Here is a 15,375-nt window from a genome sequence, read left to right as displayed (position 1 = left end):
CATCAGTTGCCGCCACAGCGCCACGCCGTCACTTCGCAGGTGGAGCCGGCAGGGCCCTGCTGACAGAATCGCAAGGCATTCGCCTTGGCCGTATTGGCATCGTTGCCGGAGCCGAAGCCCGGCCCTTTCTGCGTACCCTGCGCTATCGCAATACAGCGGGCGAGGGTGACGTTGCCTGCCTTGCAGCCGGGTTTGGCGCAGCGCGACAAGGCCTCGTTGATCGTGACCTGCCGGTCTGTCCGGCCCCAGCCCAGTCCCCACGCGCCGGTCGAGGAGTCGTAGGCATAGGTCACCCAATATTGCGGCGCCTGATTCTGAGCATGTGCGGAGCCTAAACCGACGATCAACGCGCCGAACAAGGCGACAAGGGCAGACAAACGAAACATCGATCCTCCAGTCTCAGATGCGGATTTGCGGACCAGGTTCCCATCCAATCAAAGCTTTTACCCTTCACCCGACCCGCAACGATTGCCAAATTCAGGTCGTTGGACCTCTCACAAGCCTACCACCGGAATTGTTTCCTTAGGAGTGTGGCAATGAGACGGGATCCAAACTGGCGACGCACCCGCGCCGCCATATGCGCCGCAGCCCTTGTCGTCCTGACGCCCCATTCGACGCTTCAGGCCCGGGAGAGCGACCAGCAGGCTGCCTTGGCGGCTTCCTCTCCCATTCCCCTCTGCGTCGACCAGGACGGCACGACTCCTGCAACGCGCATTGTCGCCTGCACCGTCGCGATCGACACCAAGATCCTGAAAGGCCGAGAACTGGCGGCCGCCCACCTGAACCGGGGTCAGGCCTATCGCGCTATCGGCGATCAGGCGCGTGCCGCCGCCGACTACAGCGCGGCGATCGAACTCTTCGACGACTCCACGAACATGGCATCGCTCAATGCGAACCAGTTCCTGCAGCGCGGTATCGCCCGCCACGCCCTCGACGACGTCGAGCGTGCGCTCTCCGACTACGACGAGGCGATCCGCCTCGACACCGGCAATGCTCTCGCCCACGTCGACCGCGGCATCCTCATGGCGACCCGCAAGGCCGACATGCGCCGCGCCATCGCCGACTTCGATCGCGCTCTGGCCCTCGTGCCGGACAATGTCGACACGCTGATCCTGAGGGGCAACGCCTATACGTCGGTCGGTGAACACGGCCGCGCGCTGGCCGATCTCGACCGTGCCACCGAATTGGCACCCGACAACCCCCGTGCCTTCATGGTGCGCGGTCTCGTCAATGCGCGGCTGGGAGACATGCAGCGCGCCTTCACCGATTACAACATGGCCCTGTCCCTCGATCCCAAGTACGTCGACGCGCTGGTCAATCGCGCGGCGATCTTCTCGATGCGCGGCAACATCGACAAGGCGCTTGCCGATCTCGACCAGGCGATCGAACTGAAGCCCGATCACGCGCTGGCCAGCTACAACCGTGGCTATGCCAACTTTGCCCGCGAGGACTACGAGAAGGCCATCGCCGACTATACCAACGCCATCAAGATCGATGGCCGGATGGCCTGGGCCTACAACAATCGGTGCCTGACGCGCATGGTCGTGGGCCGTGATCTCGCGGAGGCGCTCTCGGATTGCGACGAGGCGCTGAAGCTGCAACCCGACAATGTGCAGACGCGCGAGACGAGGGGATTCATCTTCCTCAAGTTGGGCGAGAAGGACATCGCGCTCCGCGAATACGACGCCGCCTTGCGGCGCGAGCCGGATCGTCCGCTTGCACTTTACGGCCGCGGGCTGGTGCGTGTTGCCAAGGGCGACGCAAGCGGCGAGGCCGACAAGGCCGCCGCCCGTGCGCTGATGCCTGGTGTCGAGCGTCAGTTCACCAGCTACGGCATCAATTAGTAGCGCCAGAGGTTCTTCAGTGGCCCGTCCGCTCCATGGACGGGGTCCATTTCCGGGAGCGGTACAAGCGCCACCGCGCGACCTGCCGTCTTCGCGTCCACTTCGCCCGGCCGCTTCTGATCGAAGCGGCCGTTGCGCGGATAGGCACCGACGACAAGCAGGTCGCGGCTCGCCTGCAGGCGCTGGTGTCCGACTCCCGCAGGAAGCGCCACCACGTCACCTGCCTGTACCTGAAGGGCACGCCCTTCACCCCCACCGAACTGCACGATGGCCTGGCCGGCGGCAATGCCCAGGACCTCATGGGTCGATGTATGGAAGTGCAGGAAGGAATGTATGCCGTTGCGCCACCCGTCGCCCCATCCGTTCGCGGCGAAGATAGTCTCGAACCGATGCGCCGCATCGGCCGAAGCGCCGATCGAAACGACACTGCGATAGACGAGCAAAGGCAATACGGGATTGTTTGGCGTCTGATCGTCGCCTTCGAAGAAATATGCTTCAGGTTGCGAGCCCTTCATGCGGTGCACTCCATACCGGCCAGTCCCGCCTGGCAAGCTCGGCGCTCCTCGCGGCTCTCATCCTCGGCCGGGGCCTGACCGCCGCCGGTTCACCGGCCCGATCCCGATCGGCAAAAAGAAAGCCCCGCCGCCATTTCAGGCGCGGGGCCGGGTCGGGATCGTAATCCCGTCCACCGTCTGGTCACCATTACATCCGTGGCTCACCTCGGTGGACACCTCGCGATCTATCGACCGCCAGGACTTCCAATAGATGGGATGCGATCACCCAATTTCAAGAGGCATCAGGCCGGGACGCGCTTTTTGGTTTGCGAATGGTTCGCGGGTCTGACTAACGTACGCCTCCTCAGGGGAGACCACATGAAGCAAAGTCGTCGTTCGTTGCGTGCGCTGGTCCAGCTCCTGCCATCGGGGGCACTTGGCCTCTCCGCGGGCCTCGCTTCCGTCGATGCCGCGGCCAGCACCACGCTTCCCGAAAGCCAGAGTCCACCGGTCGCAGAGAGACTGCAGTCGTTGCGCATGGATGTGTCGGAAGCCCTCGAGCACTACCGCACGGACGGGCAGCCCTTCGTCGCCGTCGACCCGGAACAGCGCCTCGCCTGGTGGGGCAATGGTGGCTGGCGCAACGGTGGCTGGCGCAACGGCGGCTGGGGCAATGGCGGTTGGCACAACGGCTGGCACAACTGGTGACCATGACCGCCACGCCCGAAATCGGCATGGTGGTCGTGCAGCCGACGGCCTTCTGCAACATCGCCTGCACCTACTGTTATCTGCCCGACCGCTCGAACAAGCACGTCATCGCCCAGTCGACGGTGACGCGGCTGTTCGAGCAGATCTTCGCGTCGGGCTGGGCCTGTTCCGAGATCACGGTGATCTGGCATGCCGGCGAACCTCTGGTCGTGCCCGTCTCTTTCTATCGCGAGGCCTTCGCGACGATCGAACGGATGCGGCCGTCGACCGTCCATGTCAGGCATTCCTTCCAGACCAACGGCACGCTGATCGATGCCGACTGGTGCGCGCTGTTCAGGGACTGGAACGTCGGTGTCGGCGTCAGCCTCGACGGGCCGCGCGAACTGCATGACCTTCATCGCAAGAGCCGCAGCGGCAAGGGCACATTCGACAAGACGATCGCCGGCATCCGCTGCCTGCGCGAGAACGACGTGCCGTTCCATGTGATTTCGGTCCTGTCGCACGCCAGCCTCGACCAACCGGAAGAGCTGCTCGACTTCTATCTTTCCGAGGGCATCGACCAGATCTGCTTCAATGTCGAGGAGTCCGAGGGCGACCACGTGTCGAGCCTGTTCCACGGGCCCGAGTTGCGCCGGCGGTATGCCGCCTTCCTGCGAACTTTCTGGCACCGCGCCCGCCAGAGCGGCCGCGTCCGCTTCCTGCGCGAGATCGACCTCGCCCTGCCACGGATGTTCCGCCCCGAAGGCGTGCCGGTGCGCAACATCCAGACCGAGCCGCTGGCCATGCTGAACGTCGACAGCCACGGCAATGTCTCGAGCTTCAGCCCCGAGCTGCTGGGACTGAAGAATGCCGACTACGGCGACTACCTGCTGGGCAACATCAACTTCCAGACCCTCCAGGAAATCCGCGACACCTGCGTCGCCTCTCCGCTGTATCGCGACATCACGGCGGGCGTGGAGGCCTGCAGCAGGTCGTGCGAATATTTCTCCGTGTGCGGGGGCGGCGCGCCGGTGAACAAGCTGTTCGAGAACGGCAGCCTCACCGGCACCGTCACTTCCTATTGTACCCTCACCCAGATGGTGCCGACCGACCTGATCCTCGAGGCCTACGACCGCCTCGGACGCAGTCCGGCCGCGCTGGCGTCTGCCGAAGCTGCCGTTTCCCTTCCTGTCCCGGGCGGTTCACCAGCCGCCGAGCCGTCGAGGATTTCATGAAGCACACGAAGCTCCTAGCCCTAACTTCGCTGGTCGCCGCCGGCTCGATGCTGGCCGGCCTTTCCGCGAACGCGCAGCAGCCGCCGCAGCCGCAGATGGCGCCGTCGACCCCGAAGGACGCCGGTCCCACGCCGGGCGGCGGTGCGCCCTCACCCGAAGGCACCCGTCCCTTCCCCGTCATGTTCGTGACCAGTGTCGAGCTCATCCGCTCCGAACGCTCCGGCGGCATGGACATCATCCGCGCCCGCGGCCTCGTCACCTCCAACGCCTGGGGCGAGCCGCACCTGCTGCCGATCACCCGCGGCCAGGGCATCGACGGCATGCTCGATCTCATCTTCCAGGCCAGCGCCCCCACCGACATGGCCCCGCTCGGCCCCTTCATGGTCGTCGAGGCCCTGCTGCCCGTCGCCCACGGCCATCCCTACAAGGGCATCCGCGTCCGCTCGGGATACAACGCCGTCACCCTCAAGACCCTGCCGGGCTTCGCCGAGGTCGCGCCCCCGAAGGAAGACTGCGCCAAGTGCCTCGGCAAGTACTTCCAGGCCAAGGGCGCCGCCGCGCCCGCCGGCCAGGCCGCCGGAAACGTCGTGCGCGAGGAGGATCTTCCCTACCCGCTGCGCATCATCCGTCCCACCGACGGCATCCCCAGCTACGAGTACGAACCCAACCGCCTCACCCTCGTTCTCTCCGAGGCCGGACAGATCGTCGACGCCGCCTGGGACTGAGGGCATCCTAGAGGTTCATTGAAGTTTCCATTGCCAAGCCCGCTCGTTCCAAAGCAGGCTCTGGCTCTTCTCCAAGAGGAAGACAGCATGTCACAGGATCGTCGTACCCTCCGGACGCTGGCGCAGCTCCTGCCCTCAGGCGCGCTCGGCCTTTCGGTGAGCCTCGCAGCCGCCGACGCTTCGGCCACCGCCGTCGCGGGTCCGGACGCTTCTACGCAAGGTTCCGTGGCGGAGCGCCTGCAGTCGATCCGCACGGATGTAACCAGTGCCATCGAGCAGTACCGCCAGGACGGCGAGCCCTTCGTCGCCATCGACCGCGAGCAGACGCTCGCCTGGTGGGGCAACGGCTGGCATCGCGGCTGGGGCTGGCGCAACGGCGGCTGGGGCAATGGCTGGCACAACGGCGGTTGGGGCAACGGTGGCTGGGGTAACGGCTGGCACAACGGCTGGCACAACTGGTAGGCCACGGCCCGACCACAGCCGATCGTGAATTTGATGCCCATCCGGGGCGGCGACAGCGCCGCACAGCATTCGAGGAAGTCATGACCGTCAAGAAGCTCCTAGCCCTCACTTCGCTGGTTGCCGCCGGCTCGATGCTGGCCGGCCTTTCCGCGAACGCGCAGCAGCCGCCGCAGCCGCAGATGGCGCCGTCGACCCCTAAGGATGCCGGTCCCACGCCGGGCGGCGGTGCGCCCTCACCCGAAGGCACCCGTCCCTTCCCCGTCATGTTCGTGACCAGTGTCGAGCTCATCCGCTCCGAGCGCTCCGGCGGCATGGACATCATCCGCGCCCGCGGCCTCGTCACCTCCAACGCCTGGGGCGAGCCGCACCTGCTGCCGATCACCCGCGGCCAGGGCATCGACGGCATGCTCGACCTCATCTTCCAGGCCAGTGCCCCCACCGACATGGCCCCGCTCGGCCCCTTCATGGTCGTCGAGGCCCTGCTGCCCGTCGCCCACGGCCATCCCTACAAAGGCATCCGCGTCCGCTCGGGCTACAACGCCGTCACCCTCAAGACCCTGCCGGGCTTCGCCGAGGTCGCGCCCCCGAAGGAAGACTGCGCCAAGTGCCTCGGCAAGTACTTCCAGGCCAAGGGCGCCGCCGCGCCCGCCGGCCAGGCCGCCGGCAACCTCGTGCGCGAGGAGGATCTTCCCTACCCGCTGCGCATCATCCGTCCCACCGACGGCATCCCCAGCTACGAGTACGAACCCAACCGCCTCACCCTCGTTCTCTCCGAAGCCGGACAGATCGTCGACGCCGCCTGGGACTGAGCGAAGCTCGATAACGGTCGGCGACCCAAAGCGTCGGAAACCGGGTATCCGGCTACGCGGTGGCAGCGCGTGACGGGACGGGCCGACACAGCCAGGACCGGCTCAACTCTTCCACCTCGTCGTGTCGCGCCGCGTCCGGCTAGTATCGCGGGATGAACCTCCCGGGGACACCTTACCAGTCCGTGACTTCCGACTATTTCGCCCGCCGCGGGTTGCGCCGCTATGCCGGCGTTTTCTCGCTGTGGGCCCTGGGCGTCGGGGCCGTGATCTCGGGCCACTACTCTGGCTGGAACCTCGGCCTGCTGGCGGGCGGCTGGGGTGGCTACGCGCTGGCCGCCTGTATCATTGCGGTCATGTATCTCGGCCTCGTCTTCTGCATCGCCGAGATGGCGGCGGCCCTTCCCCATACCGGAGGCGCCTATTCCTTCGCGCGGGCCTCGATGGGACCGTGGGGCGGCTTCGTCACCGGCCTCTGCGAGAACGTCGAATACGTCCTGACACCCGCCGTCATCGTCTCCTTCCTCGCCACCTATCTCGCGGCCGTGTTCGAGACGCCGCCCGCCTGGCTGCCGGCCTATTGGATCGCGGCTTACGCCGTGTTCGTGGGGCTCAACATCCTCGGTGTCGAACTCTCGTTCCGGGTGACCGTCGTCATCACGCTCGCGTCGCTGGCATGCCTCGCCGTGTTCTGGATCTCCGCGTTTCCCGTCGCCGATTTCGGCCGGCATGCACTCAACATCGGCGCCGGCCCCGACGGCACGCCGGTCGAACTGCCTCAGGGCGGTGGCCCGCTTCTCCCCTTCGGCCTGCACGGCGCGCTCGCGGCTCTTCCCTTCGCCGTCTGGCTGTTCCTCGCCATCGAACAGCTCCCGCTCGCCGCCGAGGAAGCACGGGAGCCATCGCGCGACATCCCGCGCGGCATCGTCGCCGGACTGCTGACGCTGTTCGTTTCCGCGGGCCTCGTCGTCTGGCTCAACGCCTCGGTCGCGCCCGGAAGCTTCCAACTCGGCAGCTCGGGCGAGCCGCTGCTCGACGGCTTCCGCGCGACATTCGGCGGCGGGCTCGCCAAGCTTCTCGCGCTCGTCGCCTGCGTCGGCCTGATCGCGAGCTTCCACACCATTCTCTTCGCCAAGGGCCGCCAGATCTATTCGCTGTCGCGGGCCGGCTACTTCCCGCGTTTCCTGTCGATCACTCATCCACGCCACAAGACGCCGTACATCGCGCTGATCGCAGGCTCTGCCGTCGCGCTCGGCCTCCTGTTCGCCCTCTGGTTCGGCATGGGCGCCGAAAAGGGCAGCGCGGTGATCCAGGGGATGCTGCTCAACATGGCGGTCGCCGGCGCCATGCTCTCGTACCTGCTGCAGGCCCTGAGCTTCCTCGTGCTGCGGGCACGGCTACCGGCCCTGGCGCGCCCCTATCGCTCGCCGTTGGGACGGGCGGGTGCAGTCGTCACGATCGTGATCGCGTCCGTCACGCTGGTCTATCAGCTGCTCGATCCGGTGTTCGTCTCGGGCGTGCTGGGCGTCGGCGCCTGGTTCGCCGCAGGGATTGTCTGGTTTGCGCTGATCGGCCGCCACCGGCTCGTTCTCTCGCCGGAGGAGGCCTTCGCGCTCGAGGCGCGCAGGTCACTCGCCGACTGAGGCGGCGGCCTTCGCGTCGAGATCGCGTTCCGCCAGGCTGGCGGCGACCTGCTTGCGGAAACGCTCGAACTCCGGCCCGCGCAACTGGGCGCGCTTCAGCTCCGGATGGGTGATCGGATTGACAGGCTTGCCGTCGACCTGAAGCTCGAAGTGGAGATGGGCGCCGGTCGAGCGGCCGGTGCTGCCGACGAAGCCGATCACGTCGCCGCGCGATACAGTCATGCCCGGCTGAAGGCCGGATGCGAAGCCGAGCATGTGTCCATAGACGGTGGCCAGCTTGCCGCCATGCTCGATGCGGACCCAGTTGCCGTAGCGCCCGTTCGGGGCCGCACCGACGACGAGCCCGTCGGCGGCGGCACGAACCGGCGTGCCGGAGGACGCGACCAGATCGACACCCTCATGCATGAAGAGCGAGCGCGACGGGCGCGGGGCGATTGCGTGAGCCTGCGGTCCGCGTGATCCGCCATAGGAAGACAGGCCGGGCATCGGCGCTGCGGGCGCGAAGCCCGCGGCGGCACGCGGCATGTCGAGCGCACCGCCGGTCGGCAGTCCGGGCGGTAGAGCGGGCCGGTCGCGCAGCGGACCGCCGGCGCCCTGCGGCTTGCCGGCGTAAAGCGGCGGCGGCTGGTCGAACGGATCGGCACGCAGGCCGAAGCCCGAGGAGATCGACACGGTATCGAGGGGGAGGCGCAACGATGGCAGGGTCGCGGACTGGCCGCTCGCCATCCAGAAGCGTTCGTTGTTGTCGCGCGTGCGGAAGCGATGGATCGCCATCACCCCGCGAGGCGTCCGCAGTTCCATCCAGAGCACGCGACCGACATCGAGCGGCGCGCCACCCTGCGTGAAGGTCCGCTCGTAGCGGACATAGAATCGGTCGCCGTCGCGCATTTCCTTCGCGAGGTCGATCGAGGTCTCGAGCGCCTGCAGGGCCTCGAGCATGGCCGGTGCGGGAACGCCCGCCGCCACGGCCGATGCCGCCAGCGATCCGCCGGCGATCGTGCCGGAAACACCGATCCGGCGTCCGAACGGCAGGTAGGCCTGAAGCCGCTCGTCATCGAGCCCGTCGCCCAGCAGCCTGTCGGCGACCGTACGTCCCTGCGCCTGGACCGCCTCCGGAACGGGGCCGGTCGCGACCGGCGGCGGAAGATTGTCGGCAATGGCGATGAGCGGCTGGGGGAGCGTGATCTCGATCGCCATGCTGCGTCCGAGCAGCCCGTCGATCGCGGCGATCTCCACGAAGTTCAGGTGATCCTGCAGGCCCGCGAGGATGGACGGCTGGTCGTGGAGCGGCGGCAGTTCCTGGCCGAGAAGCCGCAGTTCGGCCGCGCGGCCCTCGCCCCATGGCCGATCTCCGGCGATGCCCTGGGACATCCCGCCGAACAGCAAAGAAGCGGCAAAAGCCGCGGCGACCGAGGGTCGAGTCATCAAGTCCTTCTTGTAGGGCCTACGTCGGGGCATCGCTCGTGACCTCCGCGTGGCCCGGGGACCTTACCTCACTTGGGGGCGGGCTTCCACGCCCTCACTCGCCTTTCCGCCTCGGCGATTTGCGCAGGGTTCATGCGCGCCGCCAGCGTCGCGAGGTCCTTCCGGGCCTGATCCAGACGGTCCTGGTTCTTAGCCGTGTAACGGTCGATCGACAGCTTGATCCACTTGTAGGCCTCGATATCGTCGCGCGGGGGGATACCCTCGCCGAAGCCCAGCATGAAGCCGATATTGTTCTGGGCCCGTGCATATCCCTGCCGGGCGGCCGCGAGATAGAGGCGCGCCGCCTCGTTGAGATTGCGTGGCACGCCGTCGCCGCTCCAGTACATGGCGCCCAGCAGCGTCTGCGCCTCGGCTTCACCCTTGGCGGCCCAGACCTTCCAGATGCGAACGGCGGTTGTCATGTCCTTGCGCTCGTAAGCGCCCGCCGCCTGTCGCATCTGCTCTTCATAGGATTGCGCCGATGCGGGCGTGGCCAACGCCGCAAGGAGAAAGACCAGCAGGGCGGAGAAAGCGGATTTCATGCCCTCTGGTATGGCGAGGCAAACTTCGTTCGACAAGTCCGCGAGCGCTTCCCGCCCGGCCGAACGGCAAGCTCGATTACCCGCGCAAATTGCGGCGGCCGCGAAATCGCTCCCCTAACCCGACGCCATTATGACATGTTTCGGCATCATCGTTCGTACGCCCGTCATTTCAGGATAAAGTCCATGCTTCCGAGCCGTCGCCTGGTGCTTGCCTCCGCCCTGGCTCTGCTGTCCACGCCGCCTGCTTTCGCGCAGCCCGCGCCGGATTCGCTGCAGAAGGTGGAAATCCTGCTCGACTGGAAGGCGCTGCCGACCTTCGGCGGCTTCTATCTGGCTCGGGAAATGGGTGCCTTCGAACGGCGCGGCCTGGAAGTGACCTTTGCGGAAACGCAGGGCGCCATCTCCTCGGCAGAGATGATCGGCTCCGGCAAGCAGTACTGGATCGGCTCGTCGAGCGGCATCGCCACCGCCATCGGGCGTTCCAAGGGCGTGCCGGTCAAGAGCCTCGCGGTCTATTACGCAAAGACGCCGACCGTGATCTACACACGCGGCGAGGATCGCATCGCCCATCCGCGCGACCTCTACGGCAAGACGGTGGGCCTCGTGCCCGGCAGTATCACCAACGAGGAATTCCGCGCCCTGCTCGCCGCCAACCGGCTCGACCGCAGCAGGATCAAGGAGACGACGGTCACCTGGAATGCCTACGACCTGGTCGAGAAGAAGGTCGATGCGCTGATCGACTATGACGAGATGGCGCCGTCCGAACTGATCGCTGAGGGTCGCCGCATCACCATGATCCGGCTGAGCGACTTCGGCGTGAAGGCGTACAGCCTGAACCTGATCGTGAACGACGCTGCCTGGGCCGATCCGGCGAAGCGCGAGATCGCCCGGAAGATCGAGGAAGCGGTCCAGGAGGGCTACAACACGATCCGCGAGCGGCCCGGCGACGCCGCCCTGCATTTCTCCCGGCTCTTCCCGCGGCTCGCGCCCCGCTACGTCGACCGCAGCATGGCGACCGTCTCGCAGCAGCTCTCCGGACCGCCGACCGGGCAGCAGACACGTGCCGGCTGGGAAGCCACGATCGCCACGCTGGAGGCGCTCGGCCTGCTCGCCAGGCCGATCACCGTGGACGAGGTGGCCATCCTCGACTGACGCCCGGAACGGACTCGCCTACCATCCCCACAGCAGTTTCCGCGAGATCCACCCGCGCAGGTCCTCGCGCTGGACCTTCACCCAGCCGCCCCGGCGTTCGAGCGTCTTCAGCGTATCGCCATAGGCGAATTTGCCGACGACGCGACTGGTTGTCGTCGGCTGGCTGCGCAAGTTGGCAATCTTGACCTTCACGATGTGATACGCCGTGCTGCTGGTGAGCTTGCGGAGAACCCAGCCCTTGTCGTTCTCGAAGTCGCGCACTTCCAGCCAGTCGCCGCGTCGTCCGACGATCTTCAGTGGGAACCCTCTCCCCAACACCCACTCCGCCGGATAACGCGTCCCCGGACCGCTGCGGAAATTCACCTCCTCCGCCGCGACGCTCACCATCTGCTGGGCGTAGGCACGCGACATGCCCAGCGCGAGGATGGCGACGAGGAGAACGATCAAGCCATGACGACATGACAGCATGCGTGAGGGTTCCTTCCCGTGATCTGCGACCATCGACTCCTTGCGCGGCGCCTGCCGCGTCAGGCCGGTCTCGTCTGAGCCTTGGCGTGGAGGCGGTTGGCGCCGGCGATCACGATAGTGGTGATGGCCACCATTGTCAGGCTCAGTACCGCGATGGCCCCGACATCGCCGCTTTCCTTGAGATCGAAGATCAGCACGGAAAGAACCTTCGTCTCCGAGGTAAACAGGATCACGGCGGCCGACAGTTCGCGAATCGTGGCGACGAAAATGAAGCACCAGGTCGCGATCACCGCCGAGCGCAGCAACGGTGCCGTGATGTCGGCCAGGGTTCGCAGGCGCGTGGCGCCGAGCATGCGGCCCGCCTCCTCCAGTTCGGGATGCACGGCATGGAAGGCCGAGCCGAGTTGCTGGTAGGCCGCCGGAAGCTCGATCGTCACGAAGGCGATCAGCAGGATCCACAGCGTGCCGTAGAGGGCGAGCGGCGGCCGCGTATAGGCGAGGAAAAGGCCGACACCCAGAACGATCCCCGGAATGGCGAGCGGCGCGGTTGCGAGGAATCCCAGCACGCGATAGCCGCGCATCGCCTTGCGGGCGACGATGTAGGCGATCAGCAGCGCCAGCAGCGCGCCCAGCGTGGCCGTGGCAGTGGCCAACAGGAAGGTGTTCTTCAGCGCCGGCATCGTCGAGCTGAGCTCGAGGAAAGTGAACTTCACGTTGTGCAGCGTGATCGTGTCCGGCCCGACGATGCGCGAGGCCACACGCGAGAAGGCCGAATTGAACAGCGCCGCGTAGGGCAGGAACAGCGGCATGGCGAGAACGAACAGCGCCAGCCCCACGGCCGGCCCGCGCAGCCAGCCCAGGCGAATGGGCCGCGGCGCACCGTACTTGCCACCCAGCACCGCATAGCCACGCCGGCCCAGGGCCATCGCCTGGGCACGCAGCAGCAGGACCGTCAGCACCAGGAGCGGTACCGAGGCCGCAGCCGCCAGCTCGGGTTTGGGCGGGAACTGGAACAGACTCCAGATACGCGTGGTGAGCGTGTGGAAGCCCGCGGGAATGGCGAGGATGGCGGGCGAGCCGAACAGGTTCAGCGCCTGCAGGAAGGCGACCAGCGCACCGGCCAGCAGCACCGGCAGCGCCAGCGGCACGGTGATAAGGCGCGCGGTCTGCCAGGTCTTCGCCCCCAGCATCGACGATGCGTCCTCCAACTCGCCCGGCATGCGGTCGAGTGCGTTGGCGACCAGGATGAAGACATAGGGGAACGTGTAGCAGGAGATGACGAAGATCAGCCCGCCCAGGCTGTAGATGTCGAACAGCGCCTCGTCGGGGGGCATGCCGCTGAGCAGCCGCCAGAGCTGGTTCAGCAGACCCGAGTTGGGGGCCGCCAGCATTTCCCAGGCGATGGCGCCGACGAAGGGCGGCGTGACCAGCGAAGCCATGACCAGCGTGCGGATGGTGCGCGCGAGCGGCATGTCGGTGCGCGACACCAGCCAGCCCAGTGGTGCTGCCACCAGGCAGCAGATCGCGCTCACCGAGCAGGCGATGATCAGAGTCGTGACCAGCGGATCCACGAAGGTCGGATCGGTGAACAGCGTCCCGAAGTTGGCGAGCGTGAAGCCGCCCTCCTTCGAGGTCAGGCTGACGACCAGCAGCCAGCCGACCGGCAGCACGATCATCGCCGCCAGCAGGGCGGCGACGCCTAGAAGGACGGGCCGCGAGAGGTCGAGACTGCGCGTCATACCTTGAAGTAACGCTGGTACCGCGTCTTGATCTCGTCGGCCGTCTTCTCGACCTCCAGAGGGTCCTCCGGCAGCGTCTTGATCGACGCCAGCGCCGGCCGGCCTTCCTTGGCCTTCACCAGCTTGTTCGCCGGATACTGGCCGCTCACCTTGACGATGAACTCCTGGCCTTCGGGCGACATGATCCAGCCGGAGAGGAGACGCGCCGAATTGGGGTTGGGTGCGGCCTTGAAGATCGCCATCGGGTTGGAGATCTGCGGCGTGCCCTCGACGGCATGCACCACCTCGATCGGCGCCCCACGCTCCTTGGCCATCCAGAAGAGATAGTCGCTGCCGTCGACGGCGATGGCGCGCTCGCCCGCCTCGATACGCTTGGGCGGCTCGGTGGCCGACTGGACCTGCAGCACCTTCTGCTTGGAGAGCTTCTCGAAATACTCCCAGCCCAGCGCCTTCGCAAGCTGCTGGGTCGCGGTCATGATCGTGCCGGAATAGCCCGGATGGCCCTTCACCATCTTGCCCGCGTACTTCGGGTCGAGCAGATCGACGAAGCCCTTCGGCGCGTCCTCGGGCTTCACCAGCTTCGTATTGTAGGCGATGGCTGACAGGTGCGTGCGCTGGTTGACGAAGGCCCCGTCAGGATCGCGCTGGTCGGCCGGCAGGTTCTCGGCCATGTCCGGCGTCAGGAAGGGTTCGAGCCAGCCCTGCCGCTTCCACACGATGAAGTGTGCGGCGTCGGAGCTGTTGGCCACGTCGACGCGACGGATGTTGCTGCCGACTTCCTGGCCGATGCGGTTGAACAGCCGCTCGGCGCCAGTGCGCTCGACCGCGACCTTGATGCCGGGATACCTGGCCTCGAAAGCCTTGGCCATCGGCTCGGCGACGGAGAGATCCATCGCCGTGTAGTAGGTGACCTTGCCTTCCTTCTTGGCGGCTTCGATCAACTCCGGGGTGATGGCCGTGGTCGGTGGCGCGGCGGACAGGACGCGTGCGCCGAGCGGGGCGAGAACCGCGGATGCGGCGACGGCAGTGACGAATCGACGACGGCGCATGGGCTACACCTTGAAGTATTTGACGTACTGGGCCTTGATCGCGTCGGCCTGGTCGGCAACGACGTTCGCCTCTTCCTTGAGCAGCTTTACATCGGAGAACTTCTTCATGTCGGCACGATCCCTGGCCTGAGGATGCGCCGATCGCAGCGCACCCACATCGATGTTGAGTTGCTGCGCCTCGCGCGTCATCGACCAGGCTTGAAACAGCCGCGCCGCGTTGGGGTTGGGCGCACTGGCCATCACCGCGGAGGGGCCCGTGATCAAGGGCGTGCCTTCGTTGGCATAGACGATCTCGACCGGCTCGCCACGCGACTTCAGCTCTTCGACGACATACTCGCTGCCATCGGCCATGACCGCACGCTCGCCCTGTGCCAGCTTCTTGGGTGGCTCGGTCGCCGACTGGACCTGCATGACCTTCTGCTTCGCGAGCTTCTCGAACCACGACCAGCCGAGATCGCGGCTGAGCTGCTGCGTCGCCGTCATGATGGTGCCGCTGTAGCCGGGATGCGCCTTGACCATCTTGCCCGACCATTTCGGATCGAGCAGATCGGCGTAGGATTTCGGCGCGTCCTCGACCTTCACGAGCTTCGTGTTGTAGGCGATCGGGCAGAGCGTGATGCGCCACGAGGCGAACATGCCGTCCGGGTCCTTGTGCGCGTCGGGAAAATACTGCGCCACCTCTTCCGGCACGAACGGCGCCAGCATCTTCGCCCGCTTCCACACGATGAGGTGCGCGGCGTCCGAACTGTTCACGACGTCGCAGTTATAGATCCTGTTCTGAAACTCCTGGCCAATGCGCTGGAAGTTGCGCTCCGCGCCCGAGCGCTCGACCTTCATCTTGACGCCGGGATACTGGGCCTCGAACGCCTTCGCGACCTTCTCCGCGAGCGCCAGATCGACCGACGTGTACCAGGAGAATTTGCCTTCCTTCTTCGCCGCCTCGATCAGCGCGGGCGTGATCTTCGTCGGCTCCGGCGGTGCGGCGCGTACCGGCGTGATGAACGCTCCGGCGGCCGCCGCCGTCGAGGCGGCAAGCACATGGCGTCGCGTCAGCTTCATCGTCAT

At 66.5% G+C, this 15,375-nt stretch carries 16 protein-coding genes; 8 read left to right on the top strand and 8 right to left on the bottom strand.

Features of this window, described 5'->3' with window-relative positions:
- Positions 1-2 precede the first annotated feature (2 nt).
- Positions 3-386 (bottom strand): DUF4189 domain-containing protein, encoded by a 384-nt coding sequence (locus tag KQ910_RS14145; RefSeq protein WP_216961291.1) that lies wholly within the window; start codon positions 384-386, stop codon positions 3-5.
- A 150-nt stretch (positions 387-536) separates the two neighbouring features.
- Between KQ910_RS14145 and KQ910_RS14140 the strand changes: the two genes are divergently transcribed.
- Complete coding sequence (locus KQ910_RS14140; RefSeq protein ID WP_216961288.1) at positions 537-1,844, top strand: tetratricopeptide repeat protein; 1,308 nt, start codon at positions 537-539, stop codon at positions 1,842-1,844.
- Here the strand turns inward: KQ910_RS14140 and KQ910_RS14135 are convergent.
- Complete coding sequence (locus KQ910_RS14135) at positions 1,841-2,359, bottom strand: hypothetical protein (RefSeq protein WP_216961285.1); 519 nt, start codon at positions 2,357-2,359, stop codon at positions 1,841-1,843. The genes KQ910_RS14140 and KQ910_RS14135 overlap by 4 nt on opposite strands.
- A 357-nt stretch (positions 2,360-2,716) precedes the next feature.
- On the opposite strand from KQ910_RS14135, the gene grrA (KQ910_RS14130) reads away from it, so the two are divergent.
- From grrA (KQ910_RS14130) to KQ910_RS14105, 6 genes are all read left to right on the top strand, one after another.
- The gene (grrA, locus tag KQ910_RS14130; RefSeq protein WP_216961282.1) at positions 2,717-3,046 is read left to right on the top strand and encodes a GrrA/OscA1 family cyclophane-containing rSAM-modified RiPP; all 330 of its coding nucleotides are present in this window, start codon (positions 2,717-2,719) and stop codon (positions 3,044-3,046) included.
- 2 nt (positions 3,047-3,048) lie between these two features.
- Positions 3,049-4,260 carry a cyclophane-forming radical SAM/SPASM peptide maturase GrrM/OscB gene (gene grrM / locus KQ910_RS14125; protein WP_229600737.1) on the top strand — a complete coding sequence of 404 codons (1,212 nt, stop codon included), beginning with the start codon at positions 3,049-3,051 and terminating at the stop codon, positions 4,258-4,260.
- Positions 4,257-4,985, top strand: a complete 729-nt coding sequence (locus KQ910_RS14120; protein WP_216961277.1) for a hypothetical protein — start codon at positions 4,257-4,259, stop codon at positions 4,983-4,985. Before grrM ends, KQ910_RS14120 begins: the two co-directional genes overlap by 4 nt.
- Positions 4,986-5,072: 87 nt before the next feature.
- Positions 5,073-5,447: a GrrA/OscA1 family cyclophane-containing rSAM-modified RiPP gene (grrA, locus tag KQ910_RS14115; RefSeq protein WP_216961274.1), complete on the top strand. Its 375-nt coding sequence runs from the start codon at positions 5,073-5,075 to the stop codon at positions 5,445-5,447.
- An 80-nt stretch (positions 5,448-5,527) separates the two neighbouring features.
- The gene (locus KQ910_RS14110) at positions 5,528-6,256 is read left to right on the top strand and encodes a hypothetical protein (protein ID WP_216961269.1); all 729 of its coding nucleotides are present in this window, start codon (positions 5,528-5,530) and stop codon (positions 6,254-6,256) included.
- 152 nt (positions 6,257-6,408) lie between these two features.
- The gene (locus KQ910_RS14105; RefSeq protein ID WP_216961266.1) at positions 6,409-7,896 is read left to right on the top strand and encodes an amino acid permease; all 1,488 of its coding nucleotides are present in this window, start codon (positions 6,409-6,411) and stop codon (positions 7,894-7,896) included.
- Here KQ910_RS14105 and KQ910_RS14100 read toward each other — a convergent pair.
- Positions 7,882-9,321: a M23 family metallopeptidase gene (locus KQ910_RS14100; protein WP_216961264.1), complete on the bottom strand. Its 1,440-nt coding sequence runs from the start codon at positions 9,319-9,321 to the stop codon at positions 7,882-7,884. The two genes, KQ910_RS14105 and KQ910_RS14100, sit on opposite strands and share 15 nt — an antisense overlap.
- 68 nt (positions 9,322-9,389) lie before the next feature.
- A complete protein-coding gene (locus tag KQ910_RS14095; protein WP_216961261.1) occupies positions 9,390-9,902 on the bottom strand; it encodes an SEL1-like repeat protein in 513 nt (170 codons plus the stop codon).
- Between the two features lie 183 nt (positions 9,903-10,085).
- On the opposite strand from KQ910_RS14095, the gene KQ910_RS14090 reads away from it, so the two are divergent.
- Entirely contained in the window at positions 10,086-11,054 is a 969-nt protein-coding gene (locus KQ910_RS14090) for an ABC transporter substrate-binding protein (protein ID WP_216961259.1), read from the top strand.
- A gap of 18 nt (positions 11,055-11,072) precedes the next feature.
- Here KQ910_RS14090 and KQ910_RS14085 read toward each other — a convergent pair whose 3' ends face one another.
- From KQ910_RS14085 to KQ910_RS14070, 4 genes are read right to left on the bottom strand one after another with little or no spacing between them, the layout of a single operon-like run.
- Entirely contained in the window at positions 11,073-11,522 is a 450-nt protein-coding gene (locus KQ910_RS14085; protein ID WP_216961256.1) for an SH3 domain-containing protein, read from the bottom strand.
- Positions 11,523-11,581: 59 nt separating this feature from the next.
- Positions 11,582-13,261, bottom strand: coding sequence for an ABC transporter permease (locus KQ910_RS14080; RefSeq protein WP_216961252.1), 1,680 nt, complete (start codon positions 13,259-13,261; stop codon positions 11,582-11,584).
- The gene (locus tag KQ910_RS14075; RefSeq protein WP_216961249.1) at positions 13,258-14,310 is read right to left on the bottom strand and encodes an ABC transporter substrate-binding protein; all 1,053 of its coding nucleotides are present in this window, start codon (positions 14,308-14,310) and stop codon (positions 13,258-13,260) included. Before KQ910_RS14075 ends, KQ910_RS14080 begins: the two co-directional genes overlap by 4 nt.
- A gap of 3 nt (positions 14,311-14,313) precedes the next feature.
- A complete protein-coding gene (locus KQ910_RS14070) occupies positions 14,314-15,375 on the bottom strand; it encodes an ABC transporter substrate-binding protein (RefSeq protein WP_229600404.1) in 1,062 nt (353 codons plus the stop codon).

Origin of the sequence: Reyranella humidisoli (assembly GCF_019039055.1) — a bacterium.
Taxonomy (GTDB): Bacteria; Pseudomonadota; Alphaproteobacteria; order Reyranellales; family Reyranellaceae; genus Reyranella; species Reyranella humidisoli.
Note: the sequence above shows the minus strand (reverse complement) of the source record. Positions and strands in the feature narration are given on the sequence as shown.